This window comes from Herminiimonas sp. NPDC097707, from assembly GCF_044761395.1.
Lineage (GTDB): Bacteria > Pseudomonadota > Gammaproteobacteria > Burkholderiales > Burkholderiaceae_D > Oxalicibacterium.
Map to the genome: position 1 here is coordinate 1,038,171 of NZ_JBIWCI010000001.1, position 24,142 is coordinate 1,062,312.

Genomic DNA, 24,142 nt, shown 5'->3' on the forward strand with positions numbered 1-24,142 from the left:
GCGAAAGCCAATCGGATAGTCATCGGGTTTTTATTCTACGCCGATATACTTCATTAATGAAATATATTTTTACGAAACATTTAAACAAATCGGCGATACAAAAACCTGGGCGCTATTTCACTATAGGCAAGGAAATCGAAGCGTGTAGAAAGGAATAAAGTTGGCGAGAAATAATGCCCGTATCGCCGACAAAGGCAATACATCGTCCGGCTATCCGATTGGCGCAGATTCGCCTTCCCGCACAAGCAGGTTCTCTGATGGCATGCCGAATCGCGTAATACGCCCGAATCAGTGGCGCGATGACACCACGATGCCGCCCACGATCAGCAGAAATGCAAGCCCATGATAAAGATGCGGTGTTTCGCCCAGAAATGCAGCCGACATCAAGGCCGCAAACAAAGGCGTCAGATTGCTAAAGAAACCGGCGACAGTCGGCCCGACGCGTTGCACGCCCAGCCCCCAGCATCGCAAGGCAATGATGGCCGGGCCGATGGCGACAAAGATCAGCGCCGCAATCAAGGGCCAGCCCCACACGATGTGCGGATCGGTAAATGTCCATTCAGCAGCGGAAAATGCGCCTGACCACACTGCGCCAAATGCAACCTGGGCCAGCAAAAAGGCGATCCAGTTGGCGCGAATCTGCGCCGGATCCTTCGGCAGCGTCAGTAACCAGCTGTAAAAAGACCAGATGATCGCCGCCAGTATCATTAATATATCTCCCGGCACCAGACGCAAGGCCAGCAACTGCTGCAGCTCGCCGCGACTGAGCACCAGCAGCACGCCGGCAATCGACATGAGCGCGCCCAGCGCTTGCTTTGCAGATACCCGTACGCCGAAAAACATCGACCCTATCATCAGCATCCAGACCGGCATACTTGCCGCCACCAGCGTCACATTGATGGGCGACGACGTTTTCAAGGCCAGATATTGCAGCGAGTTGTAGAGCCCCACGCCCAGCAAGCCCAGCAAGGCAAAGCGGCGCCAGTGCGTCCACAGCGCGCTATTGCGACGGAATATCCAGCTCGCAAATGGCAACAGAATGATTGCTGCAATCGACCAGCGGAAAAAATTCAGCGTGAGCGGCGGCACCAGCGTGTTGATCGAACGTCCGACGATTGCGTTGCCTGCCCACATCAGCGGGGCAATCGTCAGCAGCAATGCAGTCGAAGGTGTTATTTTTTGAGTCATGTGCAGAAACGTTGATGAACGAAAATTGAAAGCGAGGATCAAGCAAGCCAGACACGAAGGATACTTGATCTGACTGATGTCGGTTCGCCTCGATCAATCTGCGCGAGCGCGCAGGCCTTTTTCATCCAATACGGCTTCACCATCTTTGATGTAAATCAAGAAGCACTCTTGACTTGCACGCCATACTCTGGCCGCCAATCAAAATGGCAGATGACAAAGCACGACGCAGATTGCGCACATCAACCCCAACTCCCGCACCCTGGAATATGCATGGCAATTGAACTGTTCAACGATGGCAAGCATATTTGCCTGATGTTTTCCGATCTGGCGGAAGAAGATGGCGAATCGGTACAGTCCAATCAGTTTTTGATCGTACAGGATGGCAACGGCATCCTGCTTGATCCGGGCGGCGTACTGACTTATAACGAACTCTACATGGCGATGAGTAAATATTTTCCGCCCAAGAAATTGAAATATGTCTTTGCCTCGCATGCCGATCCCGACATCATCGCCTCGCTGCCGCGCTGGTTGAACGGCTCCGAAACCAGCCTGCTGATTTCACGTATCTGGTCGCGTTTCGTGCCGCATTTCTGCCCGCAGGGTAAAACCGAAGGACGCATCATCGCGCTACCCGATGAAGGCACGCTACTTCCTTTCGGCAGCACGACATTCCAGATTCTGCCAGCGCATTTCCTGCATGCCGAAGGCAATCTGCAGTTTTACGATCCGGTCAGCCGCATCCTGTTTTCCGGCGATATGGGCGCCTCCATGATGCCGCCCGACCTGGCAACGACAGCGGTGACAAACTTCGATCAGCACCTGTCCTTCATGCGCGGTTTTCACACGCGCTACATGGTCTCGAACAAGGTCTGCCGTTATTGGGCAGCCATGGTGCGCGAAGTCGATCCGGAATGGATAGTGCCGCAGCATGGCGCACCATTCAAGGGCAAGGCCATGATTGCGCGCTTTCTCGACTGGATAGAAACGCTGGATTGCGGCGTCGACCTGATGACCAGAGACATGTACGTCGCGCCACGCGCCGTGAATATTCGCCTCTGAACATAAGAAATCGTTCAATACATCGAAATCCCATTCGCACTACAATCTATGCCATCAGATTTATTGCGAGGCTAATTTGCCATCCATCATTTCAGTCAGACAGCTGACCAAACAATATGCGTCCGGCTTCCAGGCGCTCAAGGCAATCAATCTTGATATCCGGCGCGGTGAAATCTTCGCCCTGCTCGGCCCCAACGGCGCCGGCAAGACCACGCTGATCAATATCATTTGCGGCATCGTCAATCCAAGCACCGGCACCGTACTGGCCGATGGGCATGACATCGTGCGTGACTATCGCGCTGCGCGCAGCAAGATCGGGCTGGTGCCGCAGGAATTGTCGACCGATGCATTTGAAACCGTTTGGGCCACCGTCAATTTCAGTCGCGGCATTTTCGGCAAGCCGCGCAATCATGCACACGTCGAAAAAGTGCTGCGCTCACTGTCCTTGTGGGACAAGAAAGACGCCAAGATTTTTTCCCTTTCCGGCGGCATGAAGCGACGTGTGATGATTGCCAAGGCTTTGTCGCATGAGCCGCAAATTCTGTTTCTCGATGAGCCGACTGCCGGCGTGGATGTGGAATTGCGCCGCGACATGTGGGAAATGGTGCGCGGCTTGCGTGCCAGCGGCGTGACCATCATTCTGACCACCCACTATATTGAAGAAGCCGAAGAGATGGCCGACCGTATCGGCGTGATCCGCAAAGGCGAAATCATACTGGTGGAAGAAAAATCCGTATTGATGAGCAAGCTGGGCAAGAAACAGTTGCACCTGCAGTTGCAGCAGACATTGCAGGCGATCCCCGACGGGCTCATCTCGCAGCAGCTGGAACTTTCTGCCGATGGCAATGAGCTGACTTACACTTTCGATGCGCAGAGCGAGCAGACCGGCATTGCCGAACTGCTGAAGAAACTTGATGAACACGGCATAGGCTTCAAGGATCTGCAATCCAGCCAGAGTTCGCTGGAAGATATTTTCGTCAATCTGGTGAGGACTTGAACATGAATTTCTATGCAATCCGCGCCATCTATCATTTCGAGCTGGCACGTACCTGGCGCACGCTGATGCAAAGTATTGCTGCACCGGTCATTTCCACTTCGCTGTATTTCGTCGTGTTCGGCGCCGCCATCGGTGCGCGCATGGTGGAAGTCAACGGCGTCAGTTACGGCGCATTCATCGTTCCCGGTTTGATCATGATGGCGCTGATGACGGAAAGTATTTCCAATGCCTCGTTCGGCATCTTTATGCCGAAATATGCGGGCACAATATACGAAGTACTGTCAGCGCCTGTCTCCTATGTGGAAATCGTGATCGGCTATGTCGGCGCGGCAGCGACCAAATCGATCATCCTCGGCGTACTGATACTCGCTACTGCACGGCTATTCGTTTCCTTCGATATCGCGCATCCGATCCTGATGGTCGCCTTCCTGATTCTGACTGCGGTGACCTTCAGCCTGTTCGGTTTCATTATCGGCATCTGGGCCACCGGTTTTGAAAAGCTGCAAATCATTCCTATGCTGATCGTGACGCCGCTGGCCTTCCTCGGCGGCAGCTTCTATTCGATCAGCATGTTGCCGCCCGTATGGCAGAAAATTGCACTGATCAATCCGGTGGTCTACCTGATCAGCGGTTTCCGCTGGAGTTTTTACGGTACTTCGGATGTGAGTGTGGCCATCAGTGCCGGCATGACGCTGGTATTCCTGGCTTTGTGCCTGGCTGCGGTGTCGTGGATATTCAAGACCGGCTACCGGCTCAAGATGTAGGGCTCGCAGCCCTCTTCCCTGCAGTTTATTGACCTCGATCAAAATATGACGCAAGCTGTCGCGGTACGCTGTTTTTTGTTCAGTCACTTATTTTTATTAATTTTTTCGCCAGGGATACGATGAAAAAAATCACTTTGCTCTTTTTGGCCCTGCTTCCTTTGTCAGCCTTTGCCCAGCAGGTCGATCCTTGTATCGGCAAGGGTTCGGCGCAGGAAATGAGCGCTTGCGCCAAAGAAGAATACAAAAAAGCCAGCACCAAACTTGATAGCACTTACCAGGCACTGCAAGCACAAATGCCCGCCAAGGACGTCGCCGGCATTCCTTATCCAGCCGTCAAAAAACAGTTGAAGCTCGCGCAGCAGGCCTGGAGCGGGTTCGTCGAGCAGGACTGCAAAACCATCAATATCTACAATACGGGCAGTGTCTTGCAGGATATCGAATACTTCAGCTGCATGCGTCTGCATGCCGTGCATCGCACAGCAGACCTGGAACAGTTCCTGAGCCACAGAGAAAAAGCCAAGTAATCGCCGTTACCACAGCAGGCATGACAGCACCCTAACGCTGTTTCATGCCTGCTCGCATACTGCCGTAGGGATCGTCGATGATGTAGCGCCACGATCCATCCGCCTGCCTGCGCAACACTTCCAGCGTATCGACATTGGTATTCACCAGCGTCCCATCCGGTTTGACAAACGCCAGATTCGCCTTCATCCGATTGGTCGCCAAGCTGCCATCGCCACTGAGCGTGAAGGTAATGAACTCGATCGTGAATTTTGGTTTCAAAGCAATCACACTGGCATTATTCTCGCGTATCGCATCCAGACCGGTCATGGTTTCCCCTGACTTTTTGAACAGAACTGCACTCGGTTCATACAAGGCAACCGAGGTTTCAATATCGCCTGACTCCAGCGCGGCAACCAGCACGCGGCTGCAATCGTCCGGTTGACGTGTCAGCTCACTCAGTTGAACAGTCGTATTCTCATTTGCCATGCTTGTTCTCCGAATAAATCCCGCTTGAATCAATGTATCATCTCATGATGTTTTACCTATTTCCATCAAAGCAGAAAAATTTACTCATCACTTGTGCATGAAGCAGCAGGAAAACGAAAGCGGCACCGAACGTTACGAATGGCGGGATGAAGATCAGTTGTTCGGTTTTGTCGAGTACTACGTGTTCGGCGAGATCTGCATGATCACGCATACCGAAGTGCCACCTGCTCTTGCCGGCCATGGATATGGCTCAAAACTTGCCGCTCGGGCGATGGAATATGCGCGCAGCCAGGGCAGACAGGTGGTGCCGATTTGTGGCTTCATGGTGAATTATCTACGCAAGAATCCGCAATACCTTGATCTGCTTACACCGGAAAGCCGGCGCATCTTCAATATTGGAAACATCGAATGATCAGCTATATCGCGCTCAAGCATCTGCACATCACTTGCGCTGTCTTGAGTATCAGCCTTTTTTTACTGCGCGGCATGTTGATGCTGCGTCAGTCACCGGCCTTGCAGCAACGCTGGCTGAGAATTACCCCGCACATCGTGGATACAGCGCTGCTGGCAAGCGCAGTGACGATGGTCGTATGGAGCCAGCAGTATCCATTTGTACAAAGCTGGCTGACCGCAAAAGTGATTGCACTGATTGTTTACATTGGTCTGGGAACGATCGCGCTGAAACGCGGCAAAACCAGAGCGACGCGACTGCACGCCTTCCTTGCCGCATTGGCTGTATTCGCCTACATCATCGCAGTCGCGCTCAGCAAACAGCCCTTCATCCTCGGCTGAGGTAGTTGATGCGCAGAGAGTTGTCCAGCGTGCATGCGATCAATCAAATCGCCTGCACGGTGGAACAGATCAATCAGGCCAGTGCAGGATAATCGGTATAACCTTCTGCAGTCGGGCTGTAGAAGGTTTCAGGACGTGCCGGATTGAGCGGTGCATTATCTTTCAAACGACGCGGCAAATCCGGATTCGCGATAAACAGTTTGCCGAATGCAACCACATCCGCTTCACCTGTCGCGATCACATTTTCTGCCGTTTCCTTGGTCATTTGTTCATTCGCGATATACACGCCGCCGAATGCCTTTTTTAATTGCGGGCCAAGACGATTTTCACCCAGCGATTCACGCGCGCAGATGAAGGCGATACCGCGTTTGCCCATTTCGGCAGCAACGTAGCCGAACGTTTCCGCCGGAGTTGCATCACTCAAATCGTGCGAGTCACCGCGCGGAGCCAGATGCAAACCTACGCGTCCCGCGCCCCACACTTCGATACATGCATCGATCACTTCCAGCATCAGACGCGCGCGATTTTCAATTGAACCGCCGTAGATATCAGTACGCTGATTGGTGCTGCTTTGCAGGAACTGATCCAGCAGGTAGCCGTTGGCACCGTGTACTTCCACACCATCAAAACCGGCCAGCTTGGCATTTTCCGCGCCCTTGCGATAAGCAGCGACGATGCCTGGAATTTCATCCAATTCCAATGCGCGTGGCGTCACGTATTCCACTTGCGGACGCACGATGCTGACGTGGCCTGCTGGTTTGATCGCGCTAGGCGCAACCGGCAAATCGCCATTCAGGAACATGGGATGCGAGATGCGACCGACATGCCACAACTGCAGCGAGATAAGACCACCGGCCTTATGCACTGCGTCCGTCACCGTCTTCCAGCCTGCGACCTGATCATCCGACCAGATACCCGGCGTATCGGCATAACCGACACCCTGCGGCGTGACTGCAGTCGCTTCACTCAGGATCAAACCTGCAGATGCGCGCTGCACATAGTATTCGACCATCAGCTCATTCGGTACACGACCGCCGCCAACTGCACGCGAACGCGTCAGAGGCGCCATGATCACGCGGTTAGGAAGAGTGATGTCGCCAACTTTAATCGGGGTAAATAAATGATTCGTCATAATGTTCTTTCCAGAAAAATGGTTTAAATCAAGCGACGGCAGCGGCACATGCCGGTACTTCGTCGCGGGCAAGGCGCAGTGATACGCGCATTGCCAAAACTGCCGTCAGCGCGAGTGCTCCTGCTGCCAACGGTACTGCTTGCAATCCAAAGCCGGCACTGATGACAGAGCCGCCGACCCATGCACCAAGTGCATTGCCTAAATTAAATGCGCCGATATTCAATGTCGCCGCCAGATTAGGCGCAGCCTTGCCGAATATCATCACGTTGACCTGCAAACCGGGAACCGCAGCGAAGGACACCATCGCCCACAGGAAGAGATTGATTTCTACCGGAATCAAGCTTGGGCTGGTCCAGCGCACGATGGAGCTGACGATTGCCAACACGATAAAAATTCCCGTCAATGCAGTACCCAAACTCCAGTCAGCCAAACGACCGCCGATGTAATTACCGACCGTCAAACCAAGGCCGATCAAAAACAGGGTCCAGGTAATTCCCTGTGGCGACAAATGCGTCACGTCTTCCAGCAAAGGGGCGACGTAAGTAAACAAGGCGAAGGTGGCGGCAGAGAACAGCATCGTTGTCGATAGCGCTGCCCACAAACCGGCATTACGCAACTGGCCGATTTCTGCACGCAGATCCGTTTTTTCTTCGTCGTGCCCGCTCGGCATCACACGCCACAAACCGATCAGCGACAACACACCGAGAACAGCAACCACCCAGAATGGCATCTGCCAACCGGCGACTTGGCCGAGTGCGGTACCCAACGGTACACCCAGTACGTTTGCCAAGGTCAAGCCAGTGAACATCAGTGCAACTGCTGATGCTTTTTTATTCTCCGGCACCAGACTTGCGGCGACCACAGAACCGATACCAAAGAATGCGCCATGGCATAAGGCCGTGATAATGCGCGCCACCATCAGGAAGTTGTAATCGGCCGCCACTGCGCACAACACGTTGCCGACGATGAAAATCCCCATCAATAACAACAGTGCGCGTTTGCGCGGCAAGGAAGCCGTCGCTACCGCCATGATCGGTGCGCCAATCGCAACGCCCAGCGCATAACCGCTGATCAGCCAACCGGCACTGGGAATCGATACCGACAAACTGCGCGCCACATCAGGCAGCAAACCCATGATCACGAATTCGGTGGTGCCTATGGCAAAAGCGCTCAGCGCTAATATAAGTAAAGCTAAAGGCATGCAGTCTTTCTTTGAATAAGGGTGTTACAGATCGCCGTGTATCGAATCGAGAAAGGCTTGAATCGTGGCTTCGTTACGTTTGAAGAAAACCCATTGCCCGATGCGTCTAGGCACGATGAGTTCCGCCGCCTGCAAGGTCGCCAAGTGAGCGGAAATAGTTGACTGCGACAAACCACTACGCTTGTCGATCATGCCGCAGCACACGCCGAAATCCAGCGGGTGCTCCTGCTCGGCAAAATACTCTCCAGGCGACTTCAGCCAGGCCAGAATCTGCCTGCGTACCGGATTGGCCAGCGCCTTGTGGATTGCATCTATGTCCATGGGGTATTTCCTGTTTTATTAGCTTTTCGTTAAAAGACGAAACAAATATCGTCTTCTTTAAAATTTAATATCGTCATTATACGATATTAAATTTTAACGTGCAGGACAGGCCATTTCACGGCGCTTACAAAGGGAGAATCAAAGGGATGCGCCAACTGGCACTGAGTAATTAGAAATGAGAACTTGCCGCCAAACGATCAATTTTTGATGCCAATTAAGCATTTATATCGACAGCAGTTGTCGACGCTCATCGTTGAAACGACTGCACTCGTCTTTTAACCATAGCGAAAACACCGTTGTACGGCGATCCTCTGCACGCTGAGTCAGTAAGATATAGTGCGCCGGGGACGAGACCAAGCGGCCGAACACATTAAGCAGCCGACCACTTTTAATTTCGTCGAGTACCAGTGCCGTACGCGCCATGGCCACGCCCTGATGATTGAGTGCTGCGCCTATGGCCAAGCTCGCCAGATTGAACTGTATTCCACCCAACTCGCTTAGCCAATCGGGGCGCTCCGCTTCCATCCATGTGCGCCATTCAATGAACTCTGGCGCCCCGCCCCACGGCGTTGCATCATGCAGCAGGGTCACACCCTGAAGCGACTGCCCTGCGGCGAATGCCGGATGTTCCGAGAGGAATTTAGGCGTCGCTACCGGCATCAGATACTCATCAAGAATCCGATCCGCTTTCAGATTGCCGTATTGTCCGGGATCAAAGCGTATCGCCACGTCGATATCATCGGCCTGCATAGCGTGCAGATCCAGGGTCTGGAATTCCGCCTTCAGCCGCACTGCAATGGTCGGGTGAAGATGCTGAAAGTCGCTCAGACGCGGCATCAACCATTGCAGCGCAAAGGACGGCAGGCAATTGACTTGCAAGGGAGTATCCGATGGCTCCAGGCGCCTGAGCGTTTGTTCGATATCGAGGAAAGTTCTGCTCGCACATTCAAACAGTACTTTTCCCTTATCAGTCAGAACCAGGCTTCGATGCTGGCGCACAAATAGCGAATAACCGAGATTTCCCTCAAGATTCCGAATCTGCTGGCTGACGGCGCTCTGAGTAAGATTGAGTGCTTGTGCGGCCTTGGTGAAATTAAGTAGACCCGCCGCTACTTCAAAGCAGCGCAAGCCAGTGAGAATAGATGAATTAAATTTCATTCGAATTAGTATGGCTAATGATAGAAGTAGTAAATATCGTTTTTCAGAATATGCTTGCAGCATTACGATTACTGCCTGATACCTATAAATTCTCGCTCACACGGTTACTTCCATGAATTCTATAACGAAAAATTTTCAGCCCGACCTATTAACACAGCTACAGTCTCACACACCCTTGCTGTGGCTTAATCCTGTCTTGGGCAGCTCGCTCCCGAAGGATGCCCCCGGCGTTGCCGATGTCGCCGAAGCCGAGGCGCGACTCGCACGTTGTGCCGGGCTAATGGCAGCACTTTTCCCGGAATTGAAGGTGAGCGCTGGCCTGATCGAATCTGAATTAATCGCCACCCCTCAATTACAGCAGGTGATGAGCAATCATCCAACACACGAAGGTAGCTGGTTCATCAAGGCCGACCATGCCTTACCCATCGCCGGCTCCATCAAGGCACGTGGCGGATTCCATGAAATCCTGGCCCTGGCGGAGTCGATTGCCATCGAGCATGGCCTACTTCTTCCTGATGGTGATCGGCTGCAACTCGCATCCGAAGCGGCACGCACTTTATTTGCCCGCTATACAGTCACAGTCGGCAGTACCGGCAATCTGGGCCTGAGCATAGGCGTGATGGCAGCGGCACTGGGTTTCAAAGCCATCGTGCACATGTCCACCGATGCCAAAGCGTGGAAAAAAGATCGTCTGCGCCAGCGAGGAGTCGAGGTTGTCGAACACGATGGCGATTACGCAGCAGCCGTAGCCGCCGGGCGAATGCAGGCGCAGGCCGATCCGTATGGCTACTTTGTCGATGATGAGCATTCGTTGATGCTGTTTCTTGGCTATGCCGCCGCAGCGCGACACTTCGCTGTGCAACTGAGTGCTGCGGGACGTACTGTCGATGCGACTCACCCACTCTTCGTCTATATACCGTGCGGTGTGGGCGGCGCACCTGGCGGCATTACCTTCGGACTCAAAGCCTTGTTCGGCGAGCACGTGCACTGCTTCTTCGCCGAGCCGGTCGCATCACCCTGCATGCTGGTGCAATTAGCGTCTCAGCAAAGTACGCCGATTTCAGTTTACGACATAGGTCTGGATAACATTACCGAAGCCGACGGCTTGGCTGTAGGTCTGGCATCTCCGCTGGTCAGCCCCTTGATGGCGGCGCAGTTGTCCGGCGTGTTTACCGTAAGTGACCAGCAGTTGTACACACAATTGCTACAAGTATTGCGCACAGAAGATATCGCGCTTGAGCCTTCTGCCGCAGCTGGCGTGTGTGGACCTGACTGGCTAAGGAATAGTGACGCTGGCCGAGCTTACCTGCATCAACATGGTTTGGAGCATCATTTAAGCGATGCGACTCACGTCATCTGGACAACCGGTGGCTCGCTGGTCCCTCCCGAAGAACATCGCCGTTTTCTATCTATCGCTGCCCAGTAATTTGGCTGGCCTTACAAAGGAAAAAATGCTGTTTCTGCTGGAAAGAGCTGATGAGTTTCAGCAACTCATGGAAAGTTGATCTGCTCAGACGCGACGCCTGAACCAGCCTGCCAGCGAGATACGGTCATGTGTGGCCGGCAGCACTTCATGCGGCATGTCGGCAGACATGAACAACACCAGCCGACCGCCCAACGGCGTAATATCTTCCATGTGATTTTCATCAAGATGCAGGCGCAAGGCGCCACCCTGCTCCGGCTGCCAATCAGGATTGAGGTAAATCACCGCTGAAACGATGCGGCAGTCATCGTCCCGAAACCGATCCAGATGCTTGAGGTAGTACGCGCCGGGCGAGTACATGGCGAAGTGGCTCTCGTACTCCTCCAATCCCAGATACAGCGTGCGGTTCAACATCTGCCGCACACTTTCCATGATCTGCAGATAGCGATCGCATGCAATAGACTGCCCGGCCTTCAACCAGGCAATCTGATCGCCACGTATATCCTGTCGCAACACTTGCCCCTCGGCACGACCAATGCCGGCCGATTTCAGTGTGCCGTCCACACTCATCTGCCTGCATTCAGCAGCCAATGTAATTATCAGCTCATCCGGGAGAGAAAAATCCTGCTGCGACCAGCCTTGTGTTTCCAGATCATTGCAAATCTGCGATTGCAATGCGTCGCTAAAGCCTACCTGAGCATGAGGGGGTTCTAAAAGCATCGTGGAGTTTTTCTGAAAACGTAATTGGGCGCAAATTGTCCATGCATTATGCGCTTACTCACGCTTCGGAAGTAGCGATTATAGTTGTATAGCGAATTAAATTGACCTATTATCCCTGCATGTTCGATCACTGCCTCTACTTCAACACAACTGCCCTGGCTCGCGTTCTGGAACGCGAATGGAGCAAGGCGTTCAAGCCCTTCGGGCTGACGCCTTCGCAGGCATTCATGCTCAGGGTTGTGCTGAAGAAACCGGGCTTGCTGCAAAGCGAACTGGCCAGGGAATTGGCAATTTCACGCTCGACCGCTACACGCACGCTGGATGGCTTGCAGCAGATGGGTTTGCTTGTGCGTGAGGCGACCTTGAATGATGGTCGGGAATCTGCGATCCAGCCAACTGCTCTGGGACACGCAATGCAGGAACAGCTCGATGCTGCCAGCGGAGAAGTAACGAAACGTTTGAAAAAGGAATTAGGTATCGCTCATTTTGACGAAACAGTAAGCAAAGTGAGGGCTGTTCGCTCAGTCATAGGCTGAGTATTTTTTTAATCATATAGTTGCATAGCAAACTAATAGGAGTTTCAAATGCCTATACTGAATGTGAAAGTAAGTGCAAAAAAATCGCCTGAACTGATCGGACAGATATCCGAACTGCTGCTGGATCTGACGACGCGCATTCTGAAAAAGAAACGCGAAGTAACGGCCATCGCCATCGATTTTGTCGAGCACGACAGCTGGATCGTGGGAGGCTATTCCCTCAGCGAGCAAAAGAAGAACAGCTTCTACTTCGATATCAAGATCACCGATGAAACCAATACCAAGGATGAAAAAGCGCTTTACATCAGGGAAGCGTTTGCCGGATTCGACCGCATTCTGGGGAATCTGCATGAAGAAAGCTATATCCATGTTCAGGACGTAAAAGCAGCGTCGTATGGTTATGGCGGGTATACGCAAGAGTATCGCTATCACCACTAAGTTTTAGCGCTGATAGCAGCCTTGAGCCATCAGAGGATGGGTGGATGAAACGGCATGCGCAGGATGGTCGCGTGTGCATGCCGGTTCTATCAATGCTGAAAAGTATTTTTACTTCCGCACCTGCTTCAAATCTGACGCCAGCATGTATGATTAAGCATCCCTTATGCTCTCTATTACATGGCAACCATCCTCAATAGCCGTCTTGCGAAACTCCGTGCGCTGGTCGTCGACGACATGCCGGCCATGCGACAAAATATTCGCTCCCAGCTAGGTCAGTTAGGGATAGAACAAGTCGATCAGGCCGGCACACCAAACGATGCGATCAAGTACATCCGCAACACCAGCTACGATGTGATCATCTGCGATTACAACCTCAACAAGGAAACCAACGGCCAGCAAATGCTGGAGTTCCTCCGTTCGCAAAAACTGCTCTCCCCTACCGCGATGTTTTTCATGGTGACGGCAGAAAGCAGCTATGACAGCGTTGCCAGCGCTGCCGAATTCCAGCCGGATGCGTACATGGTGAAGCCGCTCACCGGCGGCAAGATTGCCGATCGGATCGAGCGTTTGCTGGACCGGCAGCAGGCATTAAAACCGATCACCGACAGACTGCAGAAAAAAGATCTGGCCGGCGCCATCGCCGAATGCGACAGGGTATTGAAAACGGAACCTAAATGGATCGTCGACATACTCAAAACCAAAGCAGGCACCGCACTGGAATTGGGGCAAAACGATGAGGCGCGCCGCAGCTATCTGCAGGCTTTGGGTCTGCGTCAGGATCTGGTGTGGGCAAAGCTGGGCCTGGCGCGCTGCGATCAGGCCGCAGGCCGACTGGAGGAAGCGAAAATCATCGTGCAAGGCGTACTGGAAAAAAATGCGCAATACATCGATGCCTATGATTTGCTGGCGCAGATAGCCGAATCCCAGGGCGAGGATCAGCAGGTATTGGAAGCTCTGAACAAATCGTATAACGTCATTCCATCGGCACGCCGCAGCCGCATGGTCGGCGATGCTGCGTATCGCGTCGGCGATCTGGAGCAGGCGCGCAGCGCATTCGATAAAGCATTGAATCACACACGCGGTTCGCTGACCGCACAGGCATCGGATGCCTTGTCGCTGGCGCAGGTGCACGTCGACATTGGTCAGGCCGGCAATGCGCTGGAAATTTTGAGCGCCGCCGCACAAGATCATCATGACGATCCGGGTTTCGCCAACCGACAGGCAATCATCGCCGCGCAGGCCTTCGCCGCCCTGGGTGACATGGCTTCCGGCAAGGCGGCATTTGAATCAGCCAAAGAACTGGCTGCAGATATACGTGCGGATGCCAATACGCTGGCATTGGCGAAAGCGGCATTTTGCGTCGGCATGCATGAAGAAGGTGCGCGCATCATGGCGAAAGCAATCAAGTCCGATCATGAAAATGCACGGCTGGTGGCGCTGGCGCGCAGAGTCCTGAAAGATACCGGCAATGAAGCACTGATCGAAAGAATCGTCGATGACGCAATCAGCGCAGGCGCATTGATCGTCGATGAAGCTACCAGGTTGATGCGTAACGGTCAGTTCGATGAATCGCTAGCCAAACTGGAAGAAGCGCTGAACGCCACACCAGATAATACCGGGGTGCTGCTCGCGGCCGCGCAACTGCATTTATTGTGGATGAGCCAGAAAGGTCTGGATCGCTCTTACGTCGGGCGCGTCAACGGCTATCTGGCGCAACTGGATGGCTTGATGCCGAACAGCGAACGCGTGGCCAAGATGTATCGCTTCCTGCGCGAAACGCTGGTCAAGGTCGCGAAAGAGGCATGACCATGAATCCGCAATTGAGCGCTATCGTCGTGCACGATTTGAAAAATGAATTGGGCGTACTGGAAGGCCGATTGGCGACGCTGACCGTAGATCTCGATCGGGAACAGGCACTTCAGGCGCATACAAGCTGTATTGCACTGCGCGAAAAAATGATCGCTTTCCTGACTTTATACAAAGCCACGGAACAGGGATTGAATCCGCGCATTGAAGCAGTCCATCCGGACGATTTTCTCAGGGAGTTGATCCGCAATCATGCCAATCCGCGCCCGGAATTAACACTGACGATTGATAGCCATGCATTGCCGGCTATCGCATTTTTCGATGAACATCTGCTTGGGTTGGCCATGAATGCAGCATTGCAAAATGCAACGCGCTTTGCAACATCAAACATAGAAGTCGCTTGCAGAAAAACAGCCGGGGAAATTATTTTCACGGTGCGCGACGATGGGCCGGGGCTGGCTGCCTTAGAAGAACAAACGTCAACCGGTTTGGGCATGGCCTTGTGTGCAGCAATTGCCCGCGCGCATTGCAACGATGGCAGACATGGCAGCGTGCATTTGACTACCTGCGCCGATGGCGGTGCACTTTTTACGATGCGTTTACCGTAAGCCGGGATATTTTTTTCACGTCGGATGAACCAGCTTATTCGCCGTGCGTATTGATCTTTCTTACTTCCAGCTTTCCATCGCGGATTTTCAAGCGCTGTACCCCAGGCAAGGCAATCAGGTCGCGATCATGGCATGCCATGATGACGCTGTTGCCTTCGCTCACCAGCGTTGGAATCAGGGCAATCACCTGTTCGCGTGCCGCGCCATCCAGATTCGCCGTAGGCTCATCCAGCAAAAGCAGCTTCGGCGCCAGCACGCGTGCGCGCGCAAGTGCGACACGCTGTTTCTCGCCGCCGGATAGAAAATTCGGCACGCTCTTGCGCAGATGCGCAATGCCGGCCCACTCGATCGCTTCTTCCACTTTTTCAGCGATGATATTTTTCGCTACACCGCGCACAAACAAACCGTAGCCGATGTTTTCCGCCACGCTGGTGGAAAACATCACCGGATGCTGATGTACATAGACGATGGCATCGCGCATCGCGCGCGGATAAGGCGACAGGCTGGCGGATTTCCCCTGAAACTGCACCTCGGCTGCATCGACGGATTCCAGCCCCGCCAGAATACGCATCAATGTGCTTTTCCCGGAACCGTTGGTGCCGGTCAGGACATAAGCCTGTGCCGGCGCAATCGACAGGTTTTCGATATCCAGCAAACGGCGTTGATGAAAACTTTTCTGCAAATGCCGAATCGATAACAATGCATCCATCACATATTCCTCGCAGGACGCGTATCGCCTTGCAGCAACATCATTCCTGCATTAATCAATAACGCAAAGGCAACCAGCACGATACCGAGCGCAATACCTTGCGCAAACTCTCCCTTGCTGGTTTCCAGCGCGATCGCGGTAGTGATCGTGCGCGTCTCACCTGCGATATTTCCACCCACCATCATCGCGCAACCAACTTCTGAAATCACGCGGCCGAAACCATTGATCACCGCGGCCATCACACCAAAACGAACTTCGTGCAACACCGTCAGCATCACACGCCACCTGGAAGCGCCATGCACGGTGGCTGTTTCAGCCAGCCGCGGATCGGCCGCCTGCACTGCCGACAAGGTAAAGGCTATCAACACCGGCAGCACAATCAGCACTTGCCCGAGAATGACGCTCGACTGGGTAAATAACCATTGCAGGGAACCGAAAGGCCCCTGACGCGACAGCATCAGATACAGCAGCAAGCCTATCAGTACAGTCGGCAAGGACAAGGCGGCTTGCGCAATCCAGATGACAATACGGCGACCGATAAAATCGTGCGTCGCAATCAGGTAACCAAACAGCACCGCAATCGGCGTCGCTATCGAGAGGCCGACTATCGATGTCTTGAGCGAGATCCAGACAATTTTCCATAGCACCGGATCGCCCGAAAAGAGCAAACCGAAAGCAGCCTGGGTGGCATCAATTAATGGCATGGGAAATGATGGGTAAGTGGCGACACGAATGCGGTCGACTATTTATTGTGCAATGGCAATTCTAGCGCACTCTAAAAGCATACCGGCGAAAGGCGTACCTGCAACGTCTTTATGCTCAGGCAACGTGCAGAGAAGTATCCAGCAAATGCGGTTCGTAAACCATGCGTTCCTTGCCTGTCACCAGCAAAAAATGTTTGCCGGTGCAGCGCGCCAGCAAAGTCATATTGACCTTTTCCGCGACCAGATGACCCATTTGCGTGGTGCCGGAACGCGAGATCAGGAATGGCATGCCCATCTGCGCACCCTTGATCACCATTTCGGAAGTCAGGCGGCCGGTAGTGTAAAACACCTTATCCGCGCCACTGATATTTTCCAGCCACATGATGCCGGCGATGGAATCGACTGCGTTGTGCCGGCCCACGTCTTCGATGAAATATTGCAAGTCGCCTTCAGATGAAAACAGGCCGCAACCATGCACCGAACCGGCCTGTGCATAAACTGAATCCTGCGTGCGTATCGTGTTGACGATTTTGTATAGTGTAGATTGCTTCAGCCTCGCATCGGCTGGCAGAACCAGCGTATCAACCTCATCCATCAAACCGCCAAACATCGTGCCCTGCCCGCAACCTGTCGTGACCACGCGCTTGGACGTGCGCTCTTCAATATTTTCTATCCCGCCGCGCGTACTTACTGAAACAGCATGCTTGCTCCAGTCCACATGTACTGCAACGATTTCTTCAATAGTCTGCACCAGACGCTGATTACGCAAATAGCCCAGCGTGAGCGCTTCCGGCGCCGCGCCCAGCGTCATCAGGGTAATCAATTCCCGGCCATCGACGTAGACGGTCAACGGACGTTCGGCCGGTATTGCTATGGTCGAAGCCTGCGCAGTTTCATCGACCGCCTGGACATCGTACGTCAGCTTGATCGGCGTGCTGGTAAATTCTGGGCGATACGACATGGCAACTCATCTCGGGCAGCACAAACGGCTGGCTTCTGTTCATTATCGGATTCATGTTTCAACATGATGCGGGATAAGCAAGGAAGCGCGAGCGCCCATGACGGCACCGCATATTTCCTTACTACAGCGAGATTATAACGGGAAGGCAGGCATAGAGTACGCCCGCTCAGACGTGCGCCCGCATGCAAGATGCGGGCGACCACTGCAGATACTGTTATTTTTTAGCGCCAGCTGCGGGAACCGGCTTGGCGTCGGCCACGCCTACCGTCGAAGTCGCCACTTGCAAGGCAACATAAGGTCCCGGACTGGTACATGCAGGAAACTCGCCTGCAGGTTTGGGCTTGCCTTTGCTTTTCAGATAATTGGCCGCCACGCGATCCTGCACCTGGCATAGCTGATACGCCGCGACCTTGTTGCTCCAGTCTGTCTTGTTTTTGGCTTCGGCAGCTTTGGCCTTCGCCTCATCGCTCAAAGGCGGCAATGTTGCGCAAGCCATACCCACGACCGTCCAGCCCATCAGTCCAATCAGTATCTTTTTCATTTGCAGGTCTCCTTAGACAGCCTTGGCTGGCACGCCGAGTTTTTCCGTGCCCTTGTCAGTACGTATGCGTGGCACCTTGCCGCTTTCAATGTCCGCATACCAGATGTCATGATGTTCCTTGGCCCATGCATCGTCTACATAGCCGGTGGACATTGCTTCATACGCACCTTCCATCCCGAGGGTACCGATATAGATATGCGCCAGCGATGCGCTGAATACCAATACTGCAGCAACCAGATGGATCACATGGGCAATCTGCATATTGCCGCGCGTGTAGAGTATGCCCGGCACCAGCATATCCAGTACGAAACCGGATGCACTGACAATCAATCCGAGAAACACCAGGCCGCCCCAGAACCACAGTTTTTCACCCGCATTGAAGCGACCTGCACTGGCATGACCGCGAGCACCGCCAAGATTTTTCAGCCATTGCCAATCCGACGGCGCAGGGAAGTTATCCTTGACGAAGATCACGAACATTACAATCAGCGCAACCGTGAAAACCGGCCCGACGAAGTTGTGTATGTTTTTACCTGCGTAAGTGAGATAGCCGAATGCGGTATGCCCGAATACCGGCAGCACCACATATTTACCGAACAGCATGATCAGTCCGGTCAATGCCAGTGTCAGGAAGCTGATCGCGACTGTCCAGTGCGCCAAGCGTTCGATCGAAGTAAAACGTTCGATCAGACGGCCGGTGCGTGGGCTTTTCAGCTTGATGGTTCCGATCGCCAGATAAAATGCTGCGATCCCGACCACCGCCACAATGATCAACCAGCCGCCGTAAGTTGTCAGAGGACCGTTGCGATATTGCCGCCACGCTTCACCTGCTGTCGTCGCGCGTGCTTGGCCGGGAAATTGTGCTTTCTGTTGAATCAGCACGCCCGACTCCAGCGCCGGCAAACTCGAGTAATGTTCGCCGCCTTCCTTGACTTGGCGATATACAGGTGCCAGATTGCCAGGCTGGACTTTTGTACGTTCAGCCTGATTCTGCTTCATGTACAAAATATCGTCCGATTCAATATTGGACATATTCTGCGTTGCCGCCGCAGCAGGCTCACTTGTCTGAGCCAGCGCTATACCGGCAGTCGCCACCAACAGCGACACGCCGATAGCGAGTTTTGCGAACCATGTTTGCATGATTATTCTCCTCGCAAATGCATCAATTGACTTTCAGGTACTCGTTCTGAGTCTGAGCACGTTCGTGCATTTGCTTGTCCCACTCGGTTTTATTACCCGCCGTCCAGCCTTTGATTACATAGGGGTCGTTTACCGCTCCCTTGTATGGCGGCACGTCGCCGGATACGCGCTCTTTGTCCTGCGACTGAATTTTTTCGCTACAACCGAACACAGTCAACGCAAGTATTGAAATCAACAGAGCGCGTATCATGATTTTTTCTCCACTGGCGCTTTGGCCTCTGGGTTATGTGACTTGCCATAAGCGGTACCCCAACCCCAGACTTCGCTACCTTTGCCGCGACGGAGCACACGTGCACGCAAGATATCGGCAATCACGTCGCCATCGCCAGCCAGCAAGGCTTTGGTCGAGCACATTTCCGCACAGGCCGGCAATTTACCTTCGGCCAGACGGTTGCGTCCGTATTTTTCGAATTCCGCTTTGGAACCGTTCTCTTCCGGACCACCGGCACAGAACGTGCACTTGTCCATCTTGCCGCGCAGACCGAATGCGCCGTTGGATGGAAATTGCGGTGCGCCAAACGGGCATGCGTAAGAACAGTAACCGCAACCTATGCAAATATCCTTGTCATGCAGCACCACACCTTCATCGGTGCGATAAAAGCAATCGACCGGACAGACCGCCATGCACGGCGCATCGGAACAATGCATGCAGGCCACGGAAATCGACTTTTCCTGACCGATTACACCATCGTTAATGGTAACCACGCGACGTCGATTGACGCCCCATGGCACTTCATTTTCGTTCTTGCAGGCGGTCACACAACCATTGCATTCAATACAGCGCTCTGCGTCGCAGATGAATTTCATTCGTGCCATTTTGGTATCTCCTTAGCTGTTCTTATCCGTGTTCAACGCCGCATCTAACGGTTGCTTATTCGTCTTCGTACAGATAATCACGCCGCCGCTTTCTCGATATTGCAAATAGTCGTCTTCGTTTCCTGCATCATCGTGACCGAGTCATAACCGTAAGTCGTCGCAGTATTCACCGCTTCGCCACGCACGATCGGATGCGCTCCTTCAGGATAGTATTCAAGCAGATCCTTGCCCTGCCACCAGCCGGAAAAATGGAACGGAATGAATGCCGTGTCTTCACCAACACGCGGGGTCACCAGTGCCTTGACCTTGATCCGCGCACCTGTTGGCGTACTGACAATGACATACTCGCCGTTGCGTATGCCGCGCGCAGATGCCGCTTTCGGATTGATCTCGACAAACGCATCCTGCTGCAGTTCGGCCAGCCAAGGATTGGAACGTGTCTCTTCGCCACCACCCTCGTATTCAACCAAACGTCCAGAAGTAAGAATGATAGGAAACTTCTCATACATCTTGGTTTCCACATTCTTGTCCTGCAGCGACTTGTACAAGGTCGGCATGCGCCAGAAACCTTTTTTATCGTCATGCGTCGGATACTTGGCCACGAGATCCGGGCGTGTGCCGTAGATCGGTTCGCGATGCAGCGGCACGGCATCCGGGAAATTCCAGACCACAGCCCGTGCCTTCGCGTTACCCCATGGATGCACGCCATGCACTTTCATGCAGACGCGTTGAATACCGCCGGACAAATCGGTTTTCCAGTTCTTGCCTTCCGCCGCTTTTTTCTCGGCGTCAGTCAGGTCGTCCCACCAGCCTAGTTTTTTCAGCAGGATGTGATCGAACTCCGGATAACCGGTCGTGATATCTGAACCCTTGCTGTGCGAACCATCTTCAGCCAGCAGGTTGACACCGTCTTTTTCCACGCCGAAGTTGGCGCGGAAATTGCCACCGCCCTCCATCATGCTCTTGGAAGTGTCATACAGATTAGGCGTGCCTGGATGCTTCAATTCCGGCGTACCGTAACAAGGCCATGGCAGACCGAAATAATCGCCGCTTATGTCGTAACCCGTTGCCGCATCCTTGCCAACGCTGCATTTCAATGTTTTCACATCGAACAGATGCATATTGCGCATATGCGCTTTCAGACGCATAGGCGACTGGCCGGTATAACCGATGGTCCACGACCCGCGATTGATTTCTTCCAGCATCGACTCCGGTTCCGGCTCCATCATCCCGCCCTTGCCTGGAACCAGCTTGATCTTGGCAACCAGCTCTTTGCCGAAGCCCAGTTTTTGCGCCATTTGATACATGATCATGTGATCGGTACGCGACTCAAACAAAGGTTCGATTACTTTTTCACGCCATTGCAGAGAGCGATTCGACGCCGTCACGGAACCCGAGGTTTCAAACTGGGTCGCCGCCGGCAACAAATACACGGCACGATTCGGATTGAGTTCCTGGCCATCGACTTTCATCGCGGCCATCGCGGCCGTAGCAGATGGATAAGGATCAATCACGACCAGCAAATCGAGCTTGTCGAATGCTTTTTTGATGTCCAGACCGCGTGTTTGCGAGTTCGGTGCATGGCCCCAGAACAGCATTGCCTTGACGTTATTGTCCTGATCAATGTTTTCCGGCTTTTCAAGAACGGCGTCCATCCAGCGCGATACCGTGGTGCCGGATTTCTCCATCATCGCTTGCGAAACGTACTGCTTCTTCACCCATTCGTAATCGACGCCCCATACAGCGCACCAATGTTTCCACGAGCCTGTCGCCAGACCGTAATAGCCCGGCAGCGAATCAGGATTCGGACCAATATCGGTTGCGCCCTGCACGTTATCGTGGCCGCGGAAAATATTTGCTCCGCCACCCGAAACGCCGACATTCCCCAGCGCCAGCTGCACGATGCACGAAGCGCGTACCATCGCATTGCCGATCGAGTGCTGTGTCTGCCCCATACACCAGACCAGAGTCGAAGGACGATTTTTCGCCATCGTCTCAGCAGCCTTATACATTTCAGCTTCCGTCACACCGCAGGCTTCTTCCACCTTTTCCGGCGTCCAGGTCATGACTTCCGCCTTGACCTTTTCCATACCGTAGACGCGGTCATTGATGTACTTCTTGTCTTCCCAGCCGTTTTTGAAGATGTGATACAGCAAGCCGTACAGGAATGGAATATCTGTACCTGAGCGGATGCGAACGTATTGATCGGCTTTCGCAGCGGTGCGCGTAAAACGCGGGTCCACCACGATCATCTTGGTGCCGGTTTCCTTCGCATGCAGCATGTGCAGCATCGATACCGGATGTGCTTCAGCCGCGTTCGAACCGATGTACAACGCAGCCTTTGAGTTCTGCATATCGTTGTAGCTGTTCGTCATCGCACCGTAACCCCAGGTGTTGGCAACGCCGGCGACCGTAGTCGAGTGGCAGATGCGCGCTTGGTGATCAGTGTTATTGGTGCCGAAGAAGGAAACGAACTTGCGCAACAATGCTGCCTGCTCGTTATTATGTTTGGATGAACCGACGAAAAACACGGAGTCCGGGCCACTGGCTTTTTTGATATCCAGCATCTTGGCCGTAATTTCGTTCATGGCTTGATCCCAGCTAATGCGCTGGTATTTTCCATTCACTAATTTCATCGGATATTTCAGGCGGTATTCACCGTGGCCATGCTCACGCAGCGAGGCGCCCTTGGCACAATGCGCGCCTAGGTTGATCGGCGAATCAAATACCGGCTCCTGCCGTACCCACACGCCATTTTCGACAATGGCATCGGATGCACAACCGACCGAACAGTGTGTGCAAACCGTACGTTTGACTTCAATCTTGCTGCCCGCTGCCGCAGCTTTACCGCCCTCAGCTGCCCTGGCTTTTTGGATCAGACTCAATTGCGCAACGGCAATACCGGCACCGATGCCGATCCCGGAACGTTTGAGGAAACCCCGCCTGTCCATCGTCGGCAAGGCGCGCGACAGGCTATCGGCAAGACTGGATGTAAAGCGGGCAGGCGAACGCTCTGCAGCGTTGCTTTTGCGAGTTAACAGCATGACGTCACCTCGTAATTAAATTGTGGTCGTACGGTAGTATTTTTTGACGTGCTCGGAAAGGCGGTAACTCTTGCCTTCCGGTTCTTGCGGGGAAATCGCGTTAGTCAGGGCGGATGTTGCGGATTCAGGGGCCAGTTTGGCGGCAACGCCAGCGGCTGCGACAAGCCCCAAACCTGCAAAAAAACTGCGGCGGGGAATTTTAGTTTGTTCTGCCATGATCGTCTCCTGTGATGGGGTCAGGACGTAATATGCTTTTTAATTCCAATGCAGCATGTGTGTAACTTAGCATACCTTTTGGCAACTTGCACAAGTAAAGATATAAAAAATGCGCTTCTTTGGGGCAAAAAAGACTGAAATTGAAAAAAGCATGGAAAATTTACATTCAAAAAACAAATGACACGACTGAGTCAACCTAATTCACCATATCAAAAGCCTGCATTTCCACTTCAAAAAACACACGCGCCAGACATGCCACCGGCTTGTAAAAATGAGAATTCACACTGGCTTCCATAGCAGCACAGCAATCCAGCACCCAGGCGCGCATATGTGTATTGAAGAATTTTTCCTGCGCTGCGAGATTTGCATGCACGACATCATCGGATGCAATCAGATAGCGCATCACTTCGCACAGGGAGGCCAGGTGATCCTCGCTCTCGACCACATCGTCCGAGCGCTGCAAACCAAGTGCCGCCAGATCGGTGCGCAACTCTGCCAACGGTTTTTCCATCAGAAAGCCGGACAGGTAAAACGAACCGTACAACATCACTTCCGGCCTGCCGACCCCGACAAAGAGCTGCTCATATTCTTCCCGCACGCTTTCCTGTTGCGCTGTTTTACAGGCAGCAACCAGATCGGCCCACGCCTGTTCCAGTACGCTAGTGCCTTCTGCCGGTGCACTACCTATCGTATCCAGCAAGGCTTGCGAAGGCGGCGCGTACAGCAGTGTCGCCAATAAGCCGTACACATCGGCACGCGCAGTTTCTTCACCTTGATCCTGCGATTCAAATTTGATTGATTGAGTGCTTGTCATGTAG

General features: G+C 53.4%; 28 protein-coding genes. 11 read left to right on the plus strand and 17 right to left on the minus strand.

Annotated elements, in window-relative coordinates; translation table 11 throughout:
* Positions 1 to 288 precede the first annotated feature (288 nt).
* On the minus strand, positions 289 to 1,188 hold the full coding sequence (locus ACIQW9_RS04970) for a DMT family transporter (RefSeq protein WP_402333708.1): 900 nt from the start codon (positions 1,186 to 1,188) through the stop codon (positions 289 to 291).
* A 270-nt stretch (positions 1,189 to 1,458) separates the two neighbouring features.
* On the opposite strand from ACIQW9_RS04970, the gene ACIQW9_RS04975 reads away from it, so the two are divergent.
* The 4 genes from ACIQW9_RS04975 to ACIQW9_RS04990 all read left to right on the plus strand — a co-directional run bounded on the left by ACIQW9_RS04975 (position 1,459) and on the right by ACIQW9_RS04990 (position 4,532).
* Complete coding sequence (locus ACIQW9_RS04975; protein ID WP_402333711.1) at positions 1,459 to 2,247, plus strand: MBL fold metallo-hydrolase; 789 nt, start codon at positions 1,459 to 1,461, stop codon at positions 2,245 to 2,247.
* Positions 2,248 to 2,323: 76 nt separating this feature from the next.
* A complete protein-coding gene (locus ACIQW9_RS04980; RefSeq protein ID WP_402333714.1) occupies positions 2,324 to 3,244 on the plus strand; it encodes an ABC transporter ATP-binding protein in 921 nt (306 codons plus the stop codon).
* Positions 3,245 to 3,246: 2 nt separating this feature from the next.
* A complete protein-coding gene (locus ACIQW9_RS04985) occupies positions 3,247 to 4,008 on the plus strand; it encodes an ABC transporter permease (RefSeq protein WP_402333716.1) in 762 nt (253 codons plus the stop codon).
* A 119-nt stretch (positions 4,009 to 4,127) separates the two neighbouring features.
* Complete coding sequence (locus ACIQW9_RS04990) at positions 4,128 to 4,532, plus strand: lysozyme inhibitor LprI family protein (RefSeq protein WP_402333717.1); 405 nt, start codon at positions 4,128 to 4,130, stop codon at positions 4,530 to 4,532.
* Between the two features lie 31 nt (positions 4,533 to 4,563).
* On the opposite strand, the gene ACIQW9_RS04995 is transcribed toward ACIQW9_RS04990, so the two are convergent.
* A complete protein-coding gene (locus ACIQW9_RS04995; protein ID WP_402333720.1) occupies positions 4,564 to 4,998 on the minus strand; it encodes a YybH family protein in 435 nt (144 codons plus the stop codon).
* A 97-nt stretch (positions 4,999 to 5,095) separates the two neighbouring features.
* Here ACIQW9_RS04995 and ACIQW9_RS05000 point away from each other — a divergent pair, with 97 nt between their 5' ends.
* Positions 5,096 to 5,410: a GNAT family N-acetyltransferase gene (locus ACIQW9_RS05000; protein ID WP_402333723.1), complete on the plus strand. Its 315-nt coding sequence runs from the start codon at positions 5,096 to 5,098 to the stop codon at positions 5,408 to 5,410.
* Positions 5,407 to 5,790 carry a SirB2 family protein gene (locus ACIQW9_RS05005; protein ID WP_402333724.1) on the plus strand — a complete coding sequence of 128 codons (384 nt, stop codon included), beginning with the start codon at positions 5,407 to 5,409 and terminating at the stop codon, positions 5,788 to 5,790. The genes ACIQW9_RS05000 and ACIQW9_RS05005 overlap by 4 nt, the downstream gene beginning before the upstream one ends.
* Positions 5,791 to 5,863: 73 nt before the next feature.
* Here ACIQW9_RS05005 and ACIQW9_RS05010 read toward each other — a convergent pair whose 3' ends face one another.
* The 4 genes from ACIQW9_RS05010 to ACIQW9_RS05025 all read right to left on the minus strand — a co-directional run bounded on the left by ACIQW9_RS05010 (position 5,864) and on the right by ACIQW9_RS05025 (position 9,602).
* Entirely contained in the window at positions 5,864 to 6,922 is a 1,059-nt protein-coding gene (locus ACIQW9_RS05010; RefSeq protein ID WP_402333726.1) for an alkene reductase, read from the minus strand.
* A gap of 28 nt (positions 6,923 to 6,950) precedes the next feature.
* Complete coding sequence (locus ACIQW9_RS05015) at positions 6,951 to 8,123, minus strand: MFS transporter (RefSeq protein ID WP_402333727.1); 1,173 nt, start codon at positions 8,121 to 8,123, stop codon at positions 6,951 to 6,953.
* 24 nt (positions 8,124 to 8,147) lie between these two features.
* Complete coding sequence (locus tag ACIQW9_RS05020; RefSeq protein WP_402333730.1) at positions 8,148 to 8,444, minus strand: ArsR/SmtB family transcription factor; 297 nt, start codon at positions 8,442 to 8,444, stop codon at positions 8,148 to 8,150.
* A gap of 222 nt (positions 8,445 to 8,666) precedes the next feature.
* Positions 8,667 to 9,602, minus strand: coding sequence for a LysR substrate-binding domain-containing protein (locus ACIQW9_RS05025; protein WP_402337892.1), 936 nt, complete (start codon positions 9,600 to 9,602; stop codon positions 8,667 to 8,669).
* 112 nt (positions 9,603 to 9,714) lie between these two features.
* Here ACIQW9_RS05025 and ACIQW9_RS05030 point away from each other — a divergent pair, with 112 nt between their 5' ends.
* Positions 9,715 to 11,028 carry a D-serine ammonia-lyase gene (locus ACIQW9_RS05030; protein ID WP_402333733.1) on the plus strand — a complete coding sequence of 438 codons (1,314 nt, stop codon included), beginning with the start codon at positions 9,715 to 9,717 and terminating at the stop codon, positions 11,026 to 11,028.
* Positions 11,029 to 11,112: 84 nt separating this feature from the next.
* On the opposite strand, the gene ACIQW9_RS05035 is transcribed toward ACIQW9_RS05030, so the two are convergent.
* On the minus strand, positions 11,113 to 11,745 hold the full coding sequence (locus ACIQW9_RS05035) for a 2OG-Fe(II) oxygenase (protein ID WP_402333736.1): 633 nt from the start codon (positions 11,743 to 11,745) through the stop codon (positions 11,113 to 11,115).
* 119 nt (positions 11,746 to 11,864) lie between these two features.
* Between ACIQW9_RS05035 and ACIQW9_RS05040 the strand changes: the two genes are divergently transcribed.
* The 4 genes from ACIQW9_RS05040 (at position 11,865) to ACIQW9_RS05055 (ending at position 15,133) form a co-directional block, all read left to right on the plus strand.
* On the plus strand, positions 11,865 to 12,281 hold the full coding sequence (locus tag ACIQW9_RS05040) for a MarR family winged helix-turn-helix transcriptional regulator (protein WP_402333738.1): 417 nt from the start codon (positions 11,865 to 11,867) through the stop codon (positions 12,279 to 12,281).
* A 48-nt stretch (positions 12,282 to 12,329) separates the two neighbouring features.
* Positions 12,330 to 12,719 (plus strand): 4-oxalocrotonate tautomerase family protein, encoded by a 390-nt coding sequence (locus ACIQW9_RS05045; RefSeq protein ID WP_402333741.1) that lies wholly within the window; start codon positions 12,330 to 12,332, stop codon positions 12,717 to 12,719.
* 177 nt (positions 12,720 to 12,896) lie between these two features.
* Positions 12,897 to 14,525 carry a response regulator gene (locus ACIQW9_RS05050; protein ID WP_402333742.1) on the plus strand — a complete coding sequence of 543 codons (1,629 nt, stop codon included), beginning with the start codon at positions 12,897 to 12,899 and terminating at the stop codon, positions 14,523 to 14,525.
* Between the two features lie 2 nt (positions 14,526 to 14,527).
* Positions 14,528 to 15,133: a sensor histidine kinase gene (locus ACIQW9_RS05055; RefSeq protein ID WP_402333745.1), complete on the plus strand. Its 606-nt coding sequence runs from the start codon at positions 14,528 to 14,530 to the stop codon at positions 15,131 to 15,133.
* Between the two features lie 34 nt (positions 15,134 to 15,167).
* On the opposite strand, the gene ACIQW9_RS05060 is transcribed toward ACIQW9_RS05055, so the two are convergent.
* From ACIQW9_RS05060 to ACIQW9_RS05105, 10 genes are all read right to left on the minus strand, one after another.
* Positions 15,168 to 15,842: an energy-coupling factor ABC transporter ATP-binding protein gene (locus ACIQW9_RS05060; RefSeq protein WP_402333748.1), complete on the minus strand. Its 675-nt coding sequence runs from the start codon at positions 15,840 to 15,842 to the stop codon at positions 15,168 to 15,170.
* The gene (locus ACIQW9_RS05065; RefSeq protein ID WP_402333750.1) at positions 15,842 to 16,546 is read right to left on the minus strand and encodes an ABC transporter permease; all 705 of its coding nucleotides are present in this window, start codon (positions 16,544 to 16,546) and stop codon (positions 15,842 to 15,844) included. Before ACIQW9_RS05065 ends, ACIQW9_RS05060 begins: the two co-directional genes overlap by 1 nt.
* A gap of 115 nt (positions 16,547 to 16,661) precedes the next feature.
* A complete protein-coding gene (locus ACIQW9_RS05070) occupies positions 16,662 to 17,507 on the minus strand; it encodes a formate dehydrogenase accessory sulfurtransferase FdhD (RefSeq protein WP_402333753.1) in 846 nt (281 codons plus the stop codon).
* Between the two features lie 214 nt (positions 17,508 to 17,721).
* A complete protein-coding gene (locus ACIQW9_RS05075) occupies positions 17,722 to 18,048 on the minus strand; it encodes a hypothetical protein (RefSeq protein WP_402333755.1) in 327 nt (108 codons plus the stop codon).
* Positions 18,049 to 18,060: 12 nt separating this feature from the next.
* Entirely contained in the window at positions 18,061 to 19,188 is a 1,128-nt protein-coding gene (locus ACIQW9_RS05080) for a formate dehydrogenase subunit gamma (RefSeq protein WP_402333758.1), read from the minus strand.
* Between the two features lie 22 nt (positions 19,189 to 19,210).
* Positions 19,211 to 19,438: a hypothetical protein gene (locus tag ACIQW9_RS05085; protein ID WP_402333760.1), complete on the minus strand. Its 228-nt coding sequence runs from the start codon at positions 19,436 to 19,438 to the stop codon at positions 19,211 to 19,213.
* Positions 19,435 to 20,064, minus strand: a complete 630-nt coding sequence (fdh3B, locus tag ACIQW9_RS05090) for a formate dehydrogenase FDH3 subunit beta (protein ID WP_402333763.1) — start codon at positions 20,062 to 20,064, stop codon at positions 19,435 to 19,437. The genes ACIQW9_RS05085 and fdh3B overlap by 4 nt, the downstream gene beginning before the upstream one ends.
* 77 nt (positions 20,065 to 20,141) lie before the next feature.
* Positions 20,142 to 23,108: a formate dehydrogenase subunit alpha gene (locus ACIQW9_RS05095; RefSeq protein ID WP_402333765.1), complete on the minus strand. Its 2,967-nt coding sequence runs from the start codon at positions 23,106 to 23,108 to the stop codon at positions 20,142 to 20,144.
* A gap of 15 nt (positions 23,109 to 23,123) precedes the next feature.
* Entirely contained in the window at positions 23,124 to 23,324 is a 201-nt protein-coding gene (locus tag ACIQW9_RS05100) for a hypothetical protein (RefSeq protein ID WP_402333767.1), read from the minus strand.
* Positions 23,325 to 23,520: 196 nt separating this feature from the next.
* The gene (locus tag ACIQW9_RS05105; protein ID WP_402333770.1) at positions 23,521 to 24,138 is read right to left on the minus strand and encodes a molecular chaperone; all 618 of its coding nucleotides are present in this window, start codon (positions 24,136 to 24,138) and stop codon (positions 23,521 to 23,523) included.
* Positions 24,139 to 24,142 lie beyond the last annotated feature (4 nt).

Coding starts and splice junctions, on each gene's coding strand:
- ACIQW9_RS05055 (WP_402333745.1), top strand. CDS start 14,528: ATGAATCCGCAATTGAGCGCTATCGTCGTGCACGATTTGAAAAATGAA.
- ACIQW9_RS04990 (WP_402333717.1), top strand. CDS start 4,128: ATGAAAAAAATCACTTTGCTCTTTTTGGCCCTGCTTCCTTTGTCAGCC.
- ACIQW9_RS05050 (WP_402333742.1), top strand. CDS start 12,897: ATGGCAACCATCCTCAATAGCCGTCTTGCGAAACTCCGTGCGCTGGTC.
- ACIQW9_RS05100 (WP_402333767.1), bottom strand. CDS start 23,324: ATGGCAGAACAAACTAAAATTCCCCGCCGCAGTTTTTTTGCAGGTTTG.
- ACIQW9_RS05085 (WP_402333760.1), bottom strand. CDS start 19,438: ATGATACGCGCTCTGTTGATTTCAATACTTGCGTTGACTGTGTTCGGT.
- ACIQW9_RS04985 (WP_402333716.1), top strand. CDS start 3,247: ATGAATTTCTATGCAATCCGCGCCATCTATCATTTCGAGCTGGCACGT.
- ACIQW9_RS05065 (WP_402333750.1), bottom strand. CDS start 16,546: ATGCCATTAATTGATGCCACCCAGGCTGCTTTCGGTTTGCTCTTTTCG.
- ACIQW9_RS05025 (WP_402337892.1), bottom strand. CDS start 9,602: ATGAAATTTAATTCATCTATTCTCACTGGCTTGCGCTGCTTTGAAGTA.
- ACIQW9_RS05105 (WP_402333770.1), bottom strand. CDS start 24,138: ATGACAAGCACTCAATCAATCAAATTTGAATCGCAGGATCAAGGTGAA.
- fdh3B (WP_402333763.1), bottom strand. CDS start 20,064: ATGGCACGAATGAAATTCATCTGCGACGCAGAGCGCTGTATTGAATGC.
- ACIQW9_RS05045 (WP_402333741.1), top strand. CDS start 12,330: ATGCCTATACTGAATGTGAAAGTAAGTGCAAAAAAATCGCCTGAACTG.
- ACIQW9_RS05060 (WP_402333748.1), bottom strand. CDS start 15,842: ATGGATGCATTGTTATCGATTCGGCATTTGCAGAAAAGTTTTCATCAA.
- ACIQW9_RS05035 (WP_402333736.1), bottom strand. CDS start 11,745: ATGCTTTTAGAACCCCCTCATGCTCAGGTAGGCTTTAGCGACGCATTG.
- ACIQW9_RS05030 (WP_402333733.1), top strand. CDS start 9,715: ATGAATTCTATAACGAAAAATTTTCAGCCCGACCTATTAACACAGCTA.
- ACIQW9_RS05005 (WP_402333724.1), top strand. CDS start 5,407: ATGATCAGCTATATCGCGCTCAAGCATCTGCACATCACTTGCGCTGTC.
- ACIQW9_RS05010 (WP_402333726.1), bottom strand. CDS start 6,922: ATGACGAATCATTTATTTACCCCGATTAAAGTTGGCGACATCACTCTT.
- ACIQW9_RS05070 (WP_402333753.1), bottom strand. CDS start 17,507: ATGTCGTATCGCCCAGAATTTACCAGCACGCCGATCAAGCTGACGTAC.
- ACIQW9_RS04975 (WP_402333711.1), top strand. CDS start 1,459: ATGGCAATTGAACTGTTCAACGATGGCAAGCATATTTGCCTGATGTTT.
- ACIQW9_RS05000 (WP_402333723.1), top strand. CDS start 5,096: ATGAAGCAGCAGGAAAACGAAAGCGGCACCGAACGTTACGAATGGCGG.
- ACIQW9_RS05075 (WP_402333755.1), bottom strand. CDS start 18,048: ATGAAAAAGATACTGATTGGACTGATGGGCTGGACGGTCGTGGGTATG.
- ACIQW9_RS05040 (WP_402333738.1), top strand. CDS start 11,865: ATGTTCGATCACTGCCTCTACTTCAACACAACTGCCCTGGCTCGCGTT.
- ACIQW9_RS05020 (WP_402333730.1), bottom strand. CDS start 8,444: ATGGACATAGATGCAATCCACAAGGCGCTGGCCAATCCGGTACGCAGG.
- ACIQW9_RS05080 (WP_402333758.1), bottom strand. CDS start 19,188: ATGCAAACATGGTTCGCAAAACTCGCTATCGGCGTGTCGCTGTTGGTG.
- ACIQW9_RS04995 (WP_402333720.1), bottom strand. CDS start 4,998: ATGGCAAATGAGAATACGACTGTTCAACTGAGTGAGCTGACACGTCAA.
- ACIQW9_RS04970 (WP_402333708.1), bottom strand. CDS start 1,188: ATGACTCAAAAAATAACACCTTCGACTGCATTGCTGCTGACGATTGCC.
- ACIQW9_RS05095 (WP_402333765.1), bottom strand. CDS start 23,108: ATGCTGTTAACTCGCAAAAGCAACGCTGCAGAGCGTTCGCCTGCCCGC.
- ACIQW9_RS05015 (WP_402333727.1), bottom strand. CDS start 8,123: ATGCCTTTAGCTTTACTTATATTAGCGCTGAGCGCTTTTGCCATAGGC.